The organism is Paenibacillus sp. fava2, assembly GCF_058313675.1.
Genome location: NZ_CM177755.1, coordinates 804,321 through 820,209, shown reverse-complemented (window position 1 = coordinate 820,209; position 15,889 = coordinate 804,321). Strand labels below are relative to the sequence as shown.

The 15,889-nt window shown below is 39.9% G+C and carries 7 protein-coding genes; 1 reads left to right on the top strand and 6 read right to left on the bottom strand.

Translation table 11 applies throughout. From position 1 onward, the window contains the following. The first annotated feature begins 110 nt into the window (after window positions 1-110). Window positions 111-359 carry a helix-turn-helix domain-containing protein gene (locus AC4G46_RS03675; protein WP_491126739.1) on the top strand — a complete coding sequence of 83 codons (249 nt, stop codon included), beginning with the start codon at window positions 111-113 and terminating at the stop codon, window positions 357-359. A 275-nt stretch (window positions 360-634) separates the two neighbouring features. On the opposite strand, the gene drmC is transcribed toward AC4G46_RS03675, so the two are convergent. From drmC to AC4G46_RS03645, 6 genes are read right to left on the bottom strand one after another with little or no spacing between them, the layout of a single operon-like run. Continuing rightward, complete coding sequence (gene drmC / locus AC4G46_RS03670; protein WP_491126738.1) at window positions 635-1,393, bottom strand: DISARM system phospholipase D-like protein DrmC; 759 nt, start codon at window positions 1,391-1,393, stop codon at window positions 635-637. Then, a complete protein-coding gene (gene drmB, locus AC4G46_RS03665) occupies window positions 1,393-3,234 on the bottom strand; it encodes a DrmB family protein (protein WP_491126737.1) in 1,842 nt (613 codons plus the stop codon). The genes drmC and drmB overlap by 1 nt, the downstream gene beginning before the upstream one ends. Then, window positions 3,231-7,103, bottom strand: a complete 3,873-nt coding sequence (gene drmA, locus AC4G46_RS03660; protein ID WP_491126736.1) for a DISARM system helicase DrmA — start codon at window positions 7,101-7,103, stop codon at window positions 3,231-3,233. Before drmA ends, drmB begins: the two co-directional genes overlap by 4 nt. Window positions 7,104-7,131: 28 nt before the next feature. Beyond that, a complete protein-coding gene (locus tag AC4G46_RS03655) occupies window positions 7,132-11,343 on the bottom strand; it encodes an Eco57I restriction-modification methylase domain-containing protein (RefSeq protein ID WP_491126735.1) in 4,212 nt (1,403 codons plus the stop codon). Further along, a complete protein-coding gene (drmD, locus tag AC4G46_RS03650) occupies window positions 11,340-14,516 on the bottom strand; it encodes a DISARM system SNF2-like helicase DrmD (protein WP_491126734.1) in 3,177 nt (1,058 codons plus the stop codon). The genes AC4G46_RS03655 and drmD overlap by 4 nt, the downstream gene beginning before the upstream one ends. After that, on the bottom strand, window positions 14,497-15,621 hold the full coding sequence (locus AC4G46_RS03645; RefSeq protein WP_491126733.1) for a DNA cytosine methyltransferase: 1,125 nt from the start codon (window positions 15,619-15,621) through the stop codon (window positions 14,497-14,499). The genes drmD and AC4G46_RS03645 overlap by 20 nt, the downstream gene beginning before the upstream one ends. Between the last annotated feature and the right edge of the window lie 268 nt (window positions 15,622-15,889).

The following is a 15,889-nucleotide window of genomic DNA, read 5'->3' as shown; positions in this document are numbered from 1 at the left end:
TGTACAGAATTTTTAATGCGTTTATCGGTTTATTTTATTTTAATTCGATATTCGCATTAAAACAATAGTTACCTCGCATACAATTTGATTAAATTGTGAGGTGACCGGAAATGAAGCATCGCAAAGAGCCCCCAGGTGACAAAAACATCATCGGGACCCGAGTTGTAGCTATTAGAAAAGCTAAGCGAATGAAACAAAAGGATTTCCTTGCTCGGTTGCAAACCTTCGGGTTAGACATCAGCCCAACTAGTTTGTCGCGCTTGGAGGGGCAATATAGATTAGTGCAGGATTATGAGGTGGTGGCTGTTGCGAAAGCATTGGAGGTTTCTGTTGGGGAATTGTTGGAGGAAGATAACTAAAGGGAAAGGGAATTCTGTTTCTGTAGAGCCTCTTTAATTACATTATAAAAGTAAACATAATAAGGTTTTTTACGTTATCGTATGATTTTATTTAGGTGACATTGGAGATTAGTTGGCGATCTTTGTCCCCAATTAATCTCCAAATAAATCTGTTACCTTAATTCTCGCATCCATTCCATTACGATGTTAGGCAGCAACAACTCAAATAAATACCGGTAAATAAAACAGCAAGTATTACATAAGCATAAATTTAATTATAACTTAGTAATCCTTAATCAAACTCTTAGAACGATACCCGTAACAATAAGTGCTTCAAGATGTCGTTCTAAGTTTTGAGGAATATGCCCTCCCTCAACTAAAACCCCTAGCTCCATGTTTCTTTCCATTGCAGCAGCAGTAAAATTTGCACTTGTAATAAATGATAACTGCCCATCAGCAACAGCACATTTAGCATGCACTGAACCTACTGATTGTCCTGTCTTTTTCCAAACATAGATATTTGCTGTTGAGACTGTTTTTTTCATAGCTTCCACTGAATCAAAACTGACAGTTCCTCCGTGTTCTGTAGAGGATTCAAAAATTAAATTAATACTCACACCTCTCTCAGCGGCATTACATAATTCGTGAATAATTGTTTCAACTTTGTATGCAACGTAGCTAACTATGTAAAGCTTCTTGACTGAAGATCTAATTACTTGACACAACACCTGCTCAGTATGTCTAATAGGTACTATCCCAGTTGATGGACCTGTCCATACTAATTCAACGGAACTCTTCATATTGTGCAAGCTCGAAGTCCAAGATGAACTACGTAGTGCTATAGACAGTTCAGCAGGTGTAATATGACTATACTTTTGCCAAGCACGTTCAAATCTAAGAATTAATATATTATCAACGTTAGGACCAAAACTAGTTTTTGCTCTAGAAAAATCTTTGAAGGATCCTAAAGAGGCAATTTTCTCAGCAATTGCTCCTATCCGATCTGGGTGAAGTTTCATTCCTAGCTCTGCAACAATTTGAAATATTTCATTCATCAATTAGATTCCCTTTTAAAGAATGCAGCTTCACTACATTCTAATGTATTAACTAGGAGAGCTCTATCAAGATATCGATTTCCACGTTCACAAGAAGTCTCGGCGACAAAAGCACATGCATGACATGATGCAGCATGAAGAGTTCTATCTTGACTTGGATCATGCTCCGAACATAATGGATCTGATGAACAAATCTCTGATCTTACCAAGGCTTGATCAATAAGTCGACCAAGGCTTTCGGTTTTCCCCAACTCTACGAGCCCTCCTAATGTACCGTCAGAATCGGCCGCTGCAGTATACAAGAGAACTCCGGCCATAGGTCGTTCCAAATTATCACTAGCATATATCCGTTCCCTAATACTAGCTGCGTTGTATCCACATTCAAGCGCAAACTCACGGATTAGCAGATGTGCGAAAGTGTGTAACATTGCATACCTAATTCCCGGATACCCTTCCTCTGGATCTAACTTCCTTGCATTACGCCATCCATTATGCCCTAGTTCTAATTTTAAATTCCGTTCTTTAACAACCTCCCAGCTTTCCCAATCCCTTATCTTCTCTTCATTAAACTGTATGAATATCCCCTCGCCATGCACTTCACTTGCTGGCACCCACTTTGGGCGACCGCGGCATAATCCAGCCATAGTCGGTTGAACTTCTGTATCTGAACCTTCCTCTGGGGCTTCTACCCTTGTATATCCAATTAGTGCATTCACTTCCCTTAATCTTTCTAATAATAATACATTTGATATTTTATCCCCGTAACTTGCTGGAGGTTCTGTTCGCCGGCTTAAGAATTGCGGCCAATCATTTGGAGGTAATGATGATGTAAGAACATCCCACTCTGGTACTTTAATATCAAGTTCCGTAATATTCTCGTCTGCAGCTTGCCCGTTTTTCTTATTTTGAATTGCATGCCATATATCCTTAGAATCATACTCACTTATGCCAGGCAAGACCCCTCTTCTTGAGAGAGTCCTAACGATTCCTCTTAATTCCTCAAGATTTTCAACATCGACAAAATCTTCCCAACCATCAGCTACAAGTTGATTTAACAAATTGTTATGAATAGGTATCGCCAATACCGATAATGTAATAGGAAACCAGCTATTGGTAGCTCCAAGCAATACAGCCCTTGGGTCTTCATCACATGATTTATCATACATATCAAGGTGGGGATGCCTTCCACGACAGGCAGGTAGATTTTGTTGAGCCTCTTTCCCAAAAGCATGAACTAAAGATCTTGATGATTCACATTCATCGCATTTTACCCACAAGTTTTCTGTCTGTAACGATGCACCTGTTTCGAAGAACCTTAATTTGCCCCTACAGTCTGACGGACCGCCATGTACAAACCAACGCCACGGAAAATCATCAAGATGCCCATTTCTACACGCTAATAAAAAGCGGGCTGGCACTGCATCCGATTTTTTGCCCTTTTCACAATTTTCATGAATAAAATGGGTTTGCTCTGGGCGATAAGGATTAGGTTTAATTTTAAACAACCCCGAATCATATTCTGAGAGAAGACCACATCTTACACATCTCAACCAGCGTGGAAAAGGCCTAACTGGCACACCTATCTTTCCTTCAGCAGACATCGGATCTGCATTCTCGTCTCTAAGGAATGGTGGAACACGTAATCGTTCAACTTGTGACCCTAACTTGCGTCTTACGGCAGCCAGTAATCTAGCCTCTTCAATAGGGGAACAATTTTCAACATTCCAAAGATCTAATCCCATAGTTATTACAGATAAGTTAGGTAAATCGATCAAAGCCCCAGGTCCATAAGTCCATAATAGCTGAGAAGGTCGAACAGCTCCGACTCTATAAGTACTCATCCTCTATTGCCCCCTTCGCTAACACTATCAATTTCTTTCAGCCTCCAATTTGGAGGTTCAGGAAGATTCGCTACATCCATAATAAGTTGAACACCAGGTTCAATCTCTCTCAAAGACATAGGGACAGTTACATTATCCCATGCGAAGATACCGGGCTTCTTCAACAGAGCCACTAGGTCGCCCTGACCGCGTTCTGTCTCATACCCAAGTCGCCGACCAGGTTTAACTGCTTCTTTTGCCCAGATATCAATTCTTTCAGATGACATCTGATTTGCATTATTCATTGCCTCTTCATTCTTAACCTTCCATGCTCTATTCTTTACAATTCGTTTCACATATTCCACTTCTGGTTTGGTAGGACTATCGAGATAATGGGCACCAGTATTTGGGTTTAAGACATCGTGATTCATACGTAACAGACTTATCATTGTTCCTGTCAGCCCCCTATCCAAGGCGCGAGGAGCAAATGGAGTAACTGATTGTGCTTCAACATGTTTATAAAAAGTGGCATGATAATGCTCAAAGGTTTCATAGTGAGAGAGATCACGAGGTCGGGACCATGTGAGAACAGTACAAACTAAGCCAGGGAATGCACGACCTACCCGACTGGTAGCCTGAATATATTCAGCCGTACTTTTTGGTTGACCATTAACAACCATTAAACCTAGACGATTTACATCGACGCCAACCGAGAGCATATTAGTCGCAAGCATTACATCTATCGCACGAGTTTCGCCCTTTTCCCATGAAGACTTGAACTTCACCTCTAATTGGTCAAGCTTTTTAGGAATTTCTTTACTTGCTACTCGTGAAGTAAGCTCATCTACATTTTTAACAGATCTTTGACTCAAACCTGGTCTATCCACATCACTCATCTCCACCCGGTAAGAACGGGTCTGGACATCGTCTTCAGCAAGCCTCCGCATTCCACCCAATTCTCTAAGAGAATTAAAGTATCCGACTACAGTCATATAAGGATCAGCAGCTTGATCAAAGTGATTATATAACGTTTGCGCAGCGGTAAGCATTGCGACATAAATCCGAATCAACACTGCTGGGCGTGAACTTCCAGGTGAACAGATTCCCATATAACAACGACCAGGTTTCTTTTCTACAGATCTTTGGATAGAGAAAAAATTGTCTTCTACATCTAGACCATGTGGTGGGAAAATTGATACTTGTCGCAGAAATACATTATTCATTTGTTCCCGAGCCTTTCTTACTGTAGCTGTGGAGGCGATAACCTTAGGTCTTATTTTTTTACCATTAAATTCCCAAGTGCATGATTCATCAACAATTGTTTCATAAAGCCCTACCATAGTTCCTAAAGGTCCACTTATAAGATGAAATTCATCTTGAATTATTAAGTCAGGCGGGCGAACTGATAACACATTCTGTGCAGAAGTTGCAGATAGGTAACCTTTCTTCTTATGATTTCCATTACAATCAGCATCAGGCCATAGTAAGCCATGACGTTGACATTCCTGAGTTACTTTGCCAAAGAGGGTACGGACCTCACCTTTCCAGGCCATCATTGCAAACTTATCCACAGTAGCGATCAACATAGAAGGTGGTTGGTGGTATATCTCTTCATCTACAACTAAAACTGGAAGACCTAATTTTTTTGACTTCTCCTGGCTGAACTCACAACGACCATACTTATCTCCACAAAAAATTAAAGTCCTTCCCATATCAAGATCTACGCGAATATCACGACCAGGGGCAATCTCAGATCCGCACCAAGGACAAGTAGTAAGTTGAGCAGGAGTAGATCCTCTATATTTACCATCACGTTCCTTTTCAATTGCTTCATGGCTTTCCTTTGTAGTATTAGGGGTTACCTTTTTCCCAACCCATAGCCCGATGGTAAAACGTTGTGTTCCCCATAATTTCGGTTCGTTTTTACGTAGTACTTCCATTGCACAAATTAATGCTGTTGCACGTTGAAACTGCTGTAAGGTTAATAGTCTGAGTGTATATCTCATAATGACAGCTAATCCACGACCAGAATCAAGACCACCAAGATTTCCTTGTAGTCTCCGTATAGCCATAGTAAAAGCAGCTACTCCGAGGTATGCCTCAGTTTTCCCCCCACCGGTTGGAAACCATAACAAATCAGCATACGCCTCAAGCGGCTCTGTACGATCATGGTGAGTTGGGTCAGACAAAGCAGGAATCGATAATAATATAAAGGCCAACTGGAATGGACGCCAAGAACGATTTTTACGAATATTCAATTCTTCTAAATCTGGGCTCTCACCACGGCGCTTTGAAAGTGCGTAAATGCTATGTATACGTTGAGTGGCCATTGCTTGATTAGCAAAACGAAATGCCTTTAACGCTAACGGATTAGATTTAAGAACAGCAATGCCCTCCCGCAATCTACCCAGAATATGATCACAACTATCCATTGCATCTGCTCCAGATTTTTCGTATCCTTTTACCGAATTAACTATTCGCTCTCTTTGTTCACGAATCCATGTGTCAAAATCATCTATAAGGATATTCAAGGCACTTTCTAGATCATTGCTATCTAATTTAGCCAAGAACTCCATATCAAGATACCCTGACTCAACCATTTCACGCATTGCAGGACGATCTTCGGATTCAAGGCCCGGAGTTTCCGTAATAGGTACTTCATAATCTGGTATAACTTTTGTACTTATTTCAACCGCATGTTCACTATCTCCATCAGCAGTAGTAGCATGTACTGATATTCCATGACCAACAGCAAACTCAACATGATGTCGGTATACCATCTCTAATGATTCCCGTTCATCGTCGAAATCCTCATTTTGAAGGATAGGACGACGTCTAAAAACAGCTTTATTTTGAGAGTCTCGTACCAGCAACTCTGGTTGAAATAACCAAGCCTGGTCTTGATTTTGATTTATACTAATTTGATTATTAATTAAGAATAACGTAACCAACCTGTCTCCATTTTCTAGCGGATTACTTATCATTCCTTGAATAACGACATTTGGACAATTCATGTCTATTGGTACAGGTTTAATGTTGCTATCATTTAATTCGATTATTTTAGTCCCACCCGAAGGTATCCGTTTCCATGCACGAAGAGGTTTTCCAGTTTTCCCATTAACCTTATGGCTTTCTGCACGCTCATATCTTCCCCAACTTGCAACAAGTTCAACTTCTTTAACAGCCCCATCAACACAGAAGGTGAATCCTATTGATGAAGGAACCAGAGACTGATTAGTTGAAGCATCAATTTCGCCATCCGAATCTTCAGTATCGATTCGCCCACTTGCATTGGGTAGCTCGTCTGCCTCTTCTACACGCGTTTCTTGTGGAGCAAGCCTCCCTACAAGATAGCGGTCACGGACACTCATTCCAATAATCTCTTCTTCTGGACCACCAGCTGGACCAAGTAAGTCGTCATATACAGCCATCTTTAATAGATCACGGATATAGGCCTGTTCACTAGATGTATCGCCTTTGATTGACGGAAAAGCAGAGACATCAATGTCACAATCTAATTTCAGAGCTTTTTCAAGGCTGCTCCAATCAAGTCTTTTGATGGAAGTTGTTATTGTAGAATTTAAACATAACTCAATAAAAGATGTAGGTTTGTTAGTAATGATACCATCCAATAAGAGAACTGTTTTACTTGATGTTGAACGTTTACGATATATACGAGCATAAGTAATTGATTTGTGCTCACACAAATTTTGATCAAAAATGATAAGCATGTCTCTTTCATTTATACCACGACATTCAGACGAATTTAAATATATTGTTATTGTATAATCATTCAGTTGAATCTCCTTTCCTAATCGAATAAGCCAGGCATTCGGAGTATCAGGTGTTTGCATTCCATGTTCGAATAATTTCCTGCTTTCTTCGCTCATATTCTTCCTCCACATTTTCAATATATTATTAGGTATATTTGTCTCCTAATTCAAAAAGGTTTAGAAGATTAGTTTGATCATCTATTGATTGTTTAATTTTTCTAGATTTACTGGTCAAAATTTTACCTATATTCTTCTTAAGTAAACTCTCTTCCTCATACCGTTCATGATTTAACTTGAGAAGACGATGAAGGATCTCTTTCCGGCTTTCATCAGAAATAGTAAAACGTACTCTATCATTTTCAGGCAAGTATGTAACTTCTCTGAACTCGTGTTTCAGTTCAATGTTCTCCCATCCATATGCAGCTAAAACTGTAACATCTAGTTCAGAGTGGAGTCTTCTCAGCTTTTGAATTTCTTTATCTTGGTTGGTTATACTATGAAATGCATTATATACATCTGTTAATCCGATACCATTATCTATCATGATACTTGCTCTTTGTTTGAGATAATCACTTCCAATTGATATACAGTTATAAACTGTATCGGGAAAGGGAAATGTTTCAAACGCATCACTTGGCGTATATGACATACGAGTTTCAAGTGTACCACCATATTTTCTAGCCCATATTTCGTGAATAGTCGATTGGAGAAGAGCAAAAAAATCCGTGCCCACTGTAAAAACAACAAGCTTATGAGAGAATACTATGTCATTTGGTACAACTGCTATTGCTAAGTACTTAGAAGTCATTGTTTGACATAAAACAGTATCGGGTTGAAATACATCTTCATTAGCAATATTATCACTTCGAACAAAGAGCCCCCCTCTACCAAGTGCTGTATACAGGGCTCTTTGCTTCTCTCCAAATTGCCACCACTGTTCTCGATATTGTTTTCTTTTTTTCTTCTCTCTCTCTGGTTTAACCTTATTGCGGAGAATTTCTAATAGATCCGGAAAGTCTGTTGCTACCCTACCCGGATAATCATATGGAACAACTCCATCTTTTAGCCACGATAGTTTTGACTTTGAGTGACTCTGTAACCATGATCCATCAGCATTTCGATCAATTGGCCAATCCCAAAAATTAATAACCCAACGTGATGGGGAATGTTTCGGATCAGAATTTACATCTTGACCACCTAAATACGGCAATAATACCTCATTGTTTTTAATATCTTTTTCAATTAATTTTTTAGCATTCTCATCACTAAGTGTAAATCCAAGCCCTAAAATGTTTGAGCCTTGATAAGACTTTGAGGAATTGGAAGTTAATTTTTTAGGTAATTGTTGATTTGTGTTTGACAAATACGAAGATATTTGAGAAACAGATACTCCACTTAAATATTTTTGTCCCTTCCAAATACCCTTAAACAAATGGATTTGACTAACCATCACAGAAGCTTTTCCTGGCCAAGGATAATTTGGGGTAGCGTTGTAAATCGTATGATTCCACGACAATAGTTTATCGAGACCAACTTCTCTTGTATCTCCTTCCGAGATAGTATTAGTTGCTAGCAGTCCAAAACAACCATTTTGCCTAAGAATTTGATTAGATCTAAGAAAAAAATATACTACAAGATCAGCGGAACCACGCACATCATTTGCAACATATAAAACTAAATACTCACGATAAGATACACCCAGCATTCCTGTGATATCTTTTCCGCGTTTAAAAGGTGGATTCCCTATTATTGCATCAAATCCTCCATTTTCTCTTATGAACACTTCAGGAAACTCTAACGGCCAATGAAAAGGATTCCTCGGTGCCTTGCCTTTAGGAAGGTCAACATTCAATGCAATTTCAGCTTGCTCTTTTATAACTCTTCTCACTTTTTCATTTCCATTCAGTAATTCCAATGCTATATCAGAGAGTCCATCCATCGAAGAATCTCTTAATTTCGAACTACGTTTTGAAGATAAAATCAACCCAATCATTGCATCAGCCAACAACTGAACAAATTTAATTTTATATTGTACTTCCTTGTCTAACTTCGCTTTAGTCTCCACATCATGAATATCTCTTACAGATATTTCATATAAAGTCTTGCGAAGTTCAATTACCTCATTGACGGCGTTTTCAATTTTTTCTCCAAATAGGCGTTGCTGGTATTGCTCTAATTCCTGTTGCAAAGACAGTGTGTTAAGTTGATTTATATGATTGACTCCAAGCAAGCTATCACCATGGCGTAGGTTGTGATCCAGAAAACCAAAGGGTCGACCTTTCGCCAGGGTTACCAACCATATTGATAATTTTGATAACTCGACAGCCAAAGGATTTACATCAACACCATACAGACATCTCTCTGCAATCAATCGTCTTGCAAAGAGTATGCGTTCATTTAAGTCTTTTGGCAACGGGTCATTGTAGCCTAATTCATTCAGAACCTCCCCGTTAACCGATATAGTTTTCCCGTTCTTTTCATCTGTAGCCCACGACTCTACAAGGCGTTCGGCCAACCAGCGACATGATTGGACGAGAAACGCGCCCGAACCCATTGCTGGGTCGCAAATTTTAAGATCCAATAAATCGGATGAAAGCTTTAATACCCAATCTTCACGTTGTTTACCTTCTGCCGGACCATTATATACTAATGGCTCTAAGGTATTTGTAACAATACGCTCAGTTAGTGATTTTGGTGTATAGTGAGTACCAGTTTCACGACGATCTACTCCAATAGTAACTACGAAAGCGTTAGCTAAATACACGATAGGATCATTCCAGGCATCTGTTCGTATCAAGTGCATAAATGGTTGTATTCGTTTTAAAAGCTTGACATCGCCGCCACATACCGCAAGCAGCCGACTTACCAGAACCTCATCAGTCGATCTGTTAACGGCGCTCCGGATAGCGGCTTCACTACGTTCAGTGGTTTCTTTTATTAGCTTTAAAAGGTTCTGCTCCCCTTCAGCTAGTTCCAATTCAAGTTTATTCAGTGAAACATTAGGATTTTTCGCTTTTTGCGAACCTATTAAACCCAAGGTCACTTCTGGTACTCGCACGACAGTTTGCTCAAGTAAACCTTCATATACATGTCCGATTTGTTCAACATCTAGTGCTCTATAAGATAATTGTAATGCACCACCATGTTGTTGCAATACTTGTAATGATTCTAACAAAAGAAGTACTGTTCTGTTATCAATTGGTAAAGGTTTGGCATCTGAATCAAGCCATTTAGTCCCTTTTGGCCTTCCCTCTAAAAAAGGAAACCTATCAGGATCAAATAGAGAGCCACCTAAGGCAGGCATTCGAAGAGATTCATGGTCAATTCCTCCGAAGACCATACGAAAAACGGCTAGTAGTCGTGCCCAAGCATCATATCGACGCTCTAACATTTCTGGCCCGTGACGGTCAGCCTCTTCTACTAATTGACTACGTAAAGTTGAAATCGCATAATGTTGATCGTAAAAGTGATCACCTAATAATAATAATCCTCTTTCTTCTGCACAGAGCAAGAACACTAATCTCATCATCACAGTGAGTCCAGCTTCATAAAGCTCAGACGTGACAACATTATGTAACAATTCCCGGTTACGATCTTGATCAGCTTTATCTAGACATTGTATTAGCACTTCAACAGCACGACGTACTTGTTCTCCCAGAGTGTCCGTCACATCATCCTGATGTTTTATGGATTCTTCTAATAAACCATCTAAAGTTTCATCCTGAGGACCAAAACAACGACGTACTCCTAATAATGACTGGAATGCCTTAAGCGTAACCGGCTCCTGAAACCAAAGTCGTGAATACCACGAAGCATGACTAGACGTCTCGCCTATTGGAGCATTTACTAATACCCATCGCTCACCGTTGGTAACTAGACCGAGTCTGACTCCACTAGTTTTACATAACAATGTCATTCTCTCAATAAAAGAACTTGGCCAACCATCATCATGTTGTACCGTCTCAAGATTAGTTTCTGGAGAAAGCACAGAGACAAAGAGTCTTGGATTCTCATCTTGATTGCCCTTAACAACCCAATTAGGCATAAAAAGTCCTCTTTGCTCCAGAGAAGTTATACTAAAAGGCAAGGATAATTCAGAGTTCAAAACCAAAGAATAACTATCATATTCTAAAAGTTCAGTAAGTACTATCCATATCCATTCGCGATGAAGATCCGATAGCATTGGATCCTGATCCTCAATAGCCTCACACCATTCATCATAAGCTGAACGAAAACGTGCTCTTCTTGGTGTTTCTAACGCCCCCAATCCTTGTGGAAATGCTTTTTCTAAGAGAGGAACCGTTAAAAAATGGCCTGATACTTCTATTAGCGACAGCCACTCTGTATGTCTACTCACTCTGTTTCATTCCTTCCGAGTGCAGATTCTGGTACAAGAAATACAACCGCTGCCGGAAACGTTCGATCAACTATATTTTTATATCTATTCTCTATAGCTAACGCTTCATTTTCCTTTTCATTTGGAATACGTTTGAGTCGCTCCTTAAGTGCATCATAATCTCGGCGAAGCTGATTTCTTTGATCCTCTGGCCATAGCTGCAACTCAATTTGTTGAGGCCTTTGATCTTTCAATTCATTTTGTATACTTATTTCCAAGTCATCAAGAACTGTCAATACATCCTTAATTTCCCCATCTTTCCTTCGCTCTAAAGTGTTTTCTAAATACTTCAATCTATCACGCGATCTAGCCTCAAGGGTTGCTTGAATTGACCTTTCTTGACTTTCATATCTTTCTTTTAGTGACTTAAATAATGATTTGGATGGTTCTACAGCAATAGATTGTTCGATTAACGATTCTAATCTACCCAATTGTGTTATTCTAGAGAAACCACTCCTCCTAAGTTCCCCTCCTGATAATGTCAACTCTTCATGAAGGCGCTCATGATTACCGCCAATGATAACTAGTCGAGACCAGACCGCTACAACCGGTGAGACAAATTCCCTATCAGGAACTAACCGAAACGATACACGATGAAGTTGTTTAACATCATCTATTTTCCACAACTCCTCACGTAATAGGCGCAAGCTCATCTGGACAAGTTTATGATTTAAATGTGCAAGGACGACATCATCTCTTTCTTTTGCTACGTTATGGTCAAATGTTATAGGGCGACGCACACCTGTATGGGGATGGTTAAGCCCAATTGTCGCTCTCCCCCATGATCCAGGTAGTATAGGGACCTCAAACAGACTCCCATTAGGTACCCCCGATAGAGAATATGGTCTAAGTGCTGGTTTTTCCGCAATTTCCAAAGCTATTTCAACAGCTCTTTCAATATGCCCAGGTGAAAGATGATACTCCTCTTTAGCCTCCAATAGCCGCGCATGAAGACGAGATATCTTTTCTTCCATCCTTTTTTCAGCAGAAACAAAACGACGAGCTTGGGCTGCCTTAGTCTCTGCAATACTTGTATCCATTGAATTGCGTCTCCCAAGCATCGCTTCTTCAATTTGTGATGCAATAACAGGACCAACTGTACCTAGGTCCTCCCGAATCCTATCAATTTTAAGAACAGCACGCATCAGGTATTCGTGGTCACCAGTAACCTCACCTACTCTAATTTTTCTTTGTGAACTATTATCAGATTTAAAACCCTTTCCAACCGGATGCCAGATATATACTTCTTTTTCCTTCTGGCCGTGTCGATCTATTCTACCGTTACGTTGTTCCATAACGTTTGGATTCCACGGGATCTCAATATGAATCAGATAATTACAGTGATTCTGCAAATCTATCCCCTCTGAAGCAGCATCAGTTGCCAATAGAATACGAACTGGGGATATCTGCGGGTCCGTTTGGAAGGCTGCCTTAACACTTTCCCGTTCATCGGGAAGCATGCTACCGTGCAAAAACATTAGCTGCTCCCCACCATAACCATGACTAGCTAGAATTTGGTGTAACCATGTATGTGTGGCCCGATATTCAGTAAATAATATTACCCGCTTATTGTTCTGTCGCCCATTATGCTTAAGATGAGTATCTAACCAACTAAGTATCGCTTTTGCTTTTGAATCCAAACGGTTCTTAAATTTATCAGCCCAGCCAGACAGACGTTCTAACATTTCCGTTTGTATTACCGTTAGCGGAACTGTAAGCTCACTAGCTACTTCAATCGCCTCATTACTGAGCTGTTCAGCTTGTGCATCATTGGAATATTCTTCTTCCGTGCGCAAGATCGCCTTTCGAAGAATACGATTATCTAATGTATCTTTTGCAGGACTCCCCCCCCCTTTTCTAAGGGTATCTCTATGCTTCTCTAGTGTTGTTGCAAAAGCCATAGGAGAAGAAAACAATCTTTTTTTGAGTAATGTATGAATGAAATCCGTCCCGAACTCATAACGAGTTCCACGAACACTACTTGATCTACTAGTTATATATTCCCCCAGTAGCTTATGAATGTCTCTCTCCTCATAGGAATAGTCCACTTCTAGACACTCTAGCTTTCGAACAGGGAATACAGGCTGACCCTTACTATCTACTATGTCACTTTTAAGTCGGCGAACCATTACCCTTTGAAGTTGCTTTTCATCAGGCATAATTGTTCTTGCAAATCGCTGATCATCAAGTAGTTCAAGTAGTGAAGTAAAAGACTCCTGAAATCCATTATGCGGTGTCGCACTCAGAAATAAGTGATGTGAAAAGTGAGGTGAAATGGTACGAATTAGTTTTGTACGTTGACTCTCAAGTGCATACTTACTAGAAGTCGTTGGCGCTATGTTATGTGCCTCGTCAACTACCAAAATGTCGAATTTGCGTGGATAAGTTATTTGAGGAGGTAGAATGTCCTTGAGCAGTCGTAAACCCTCACCGCTTTTCATCCAATCCATAGACGAAATAAGTCGCGGAAAGGAGGCCCAAGGATTGCCATGTATTCCACGCTCACGGCGTAGTTGTTTTATATAATCAGTATCAACAATTCGAAATTCAAGGCCGAATTTCTCCTGCATTTCAGTTTGCCATTTCACCTGAAGGGAGGCTGGGCAAACAATAAAGACAGTCCGTGCTCTATGACGTACTAGAAGTTCTTGTATTACCAATCCAGCCTCAATTGTCTTACCTAAACCAACATCATCTGCAATTAATAAGTTAACACGAGCCATATCAACAGCTCTCACAAGAGGATCTAGTTGATACTCTTCTATCGTTATCCCACTACGAAATGGAGCTTGTAGAAAAGAACGATCTGCATTAGTTGCTGCCCCCCATCTAACTGCATCCAGGAAAGCCTCAAGCCTCTCGTTTGTATCCCATCCAGTAATCTGAGGGAGACCAGCCTTTTCCATAACCTTTGCACCAGGTTCTATCTGCCATATGACTTGAAGATCTTCACCTAGAGAATCTTCTTCTAATGAAGCGAGGGTTACTAAATGCTGTTGCCTATTTAAGTCAGTAGAGAACGAAGACCCTTGAACCTGGCTAACTACCCAATGACGTCGTCTAACTTCAACAAGTTGACCTGGGTCGGGGACGTTCCGACTGAATGAAAGGTTTTTATTGGTTTGTTGCTGCAACAGACGTGCCTCCCTTACCTTTATTTATTTCTTCATGGTGAGCTACGTGTGCTAATAAGCTTTTTCCAATAACTTCACCCAGTTTTACGGGGACCGCATTACCAATCATCCTACCAACAGCTTTTATACTGATTTTTTCTCCTGGCTCAACAAAACTATATTCTTCAGGAAAGCTTTGTAGAATTGCACCCTCGCGTAAAGAAATTGCCCTATCCTGTTCTGGATGACCAAATCTCCCATTACCAAAACCAAAGTACTGTGTAGTTATTGTAGGTGCTGGTTCATCCCATTCCATCCTTCCATAAACACTTCGATAAGTCTTTCCCGAGTTTTTTTTATGACATTCGGCTACAAGGTCCTTATTCCAATCTAGCCATGTCCCGCCCGGAATTGATGCTTTTATTCGTAACAGGTTAGTCTCAGAAAGTGAGGAAGATTGGTGTAAAAAATCACTATTGCAAGCCTTACCAGCCTCAATATGTGGCAAATTAGAAATCGCATCACGCACTGTCATAGATTTAACCCCCATCTCTGAAGGACTTAAAAGTTCAATTTCACCAAACTTTGAGGCAAGCAAAACTAATCTTTTACGCTGCTGGGGCAGACCATACTCCGCGCAATTTACAATTTGATAACTCACATGATAATTTGTATTCTTTAAGTCTTCCACAAACTTTATAAACACGTCTTGATCAATTAGACTAGGTACATTTTCCATTGTAACTAATTCTGGAGAAACCTCCTTTATCAATCTCGCAAATTGCATTAGTAGCCACCAACGTTTATCAGACTGATCCGCTTTACGATTGTATGTAGAGAATGTCTGACATGGAGCACATCCCGCCAGCAACTTAATCCCATTTTTTCTATACTTTTTTTCCAACTCGTCCACCTTAACTTCTTCTATGTTTTTCAGAAGAAACTGAGCCTTATTATTATGGTTATAGGGATAACTACAAGCTGGATCTATATCAATTCCTAATCGGACATCAATTCCTGCGTTTTCCAATCCTTTTGTTAAGCCCCCTGCACCACAGAATAAATCAATAGCATATATTTTTCGTTTTGGTTTTAGTTTTTTTGAAGATTTTTTTTCATTACGCATCCTATATCCTCCTGAAATTGTAAACGTCACATTTTAATAATGCGCATGTAAGAGTTAGCTTAAATTTATATAGACTGACTTAAAATCGGTTTAATTTCAGTATAAAGTTGCTAATGCCCAACAATTTCATCATAGTTGATTACTACATTTTATCACCAACCAAGTGGTGTTCCAACAAGTTTAATGTTCGATTCAGGCTACGACCAAAAGAAAAACTACGAGGCCGCCCGAAATGTTAGCCTAAGACATCATAAATCCGCGTAATCAA

What these genes read in the sequence shown, in the direction of transcription:
- AC4G46_RS03675 (WP_491126739.1), top strand. Translation starts at nt 111, where the DNA reads ATGAAGCATCGCAAAGAGCCCCCAGGTGACAAAAACATCATCGGGACC.
- AC4G46_RS03645 (WP_491126733.1), bottom strand. Translation starts at nt 15,621, where the DNA reads ATGCGTAATGAAAAAAAATCTTCAAAAAAACTAAAACCAAAACGAAAA.
- drmC (WP_491126738.1), bottom strand. Translation starts at nt 1,393, where the DNA reads ATGAATGAAATATTTCAAATTGTTGCAGAGCTAGGAATGAAACTTCAC.
- drmA (WP_491126736.1), bottom strand. Translation starts at nt 7,103, where the DNA reads ATGAGCGAAGAAAGCAGGAAATTATTCGAACATGGAATGCAAACACCT.
- drmB (WP_491126737.1), bottom strand. Translation starts at nt 3,234, where the DNA reads ATGAGTACTTATAGAGTCGGAGCTGTTCGACCTTCTCAGCTATTATGG.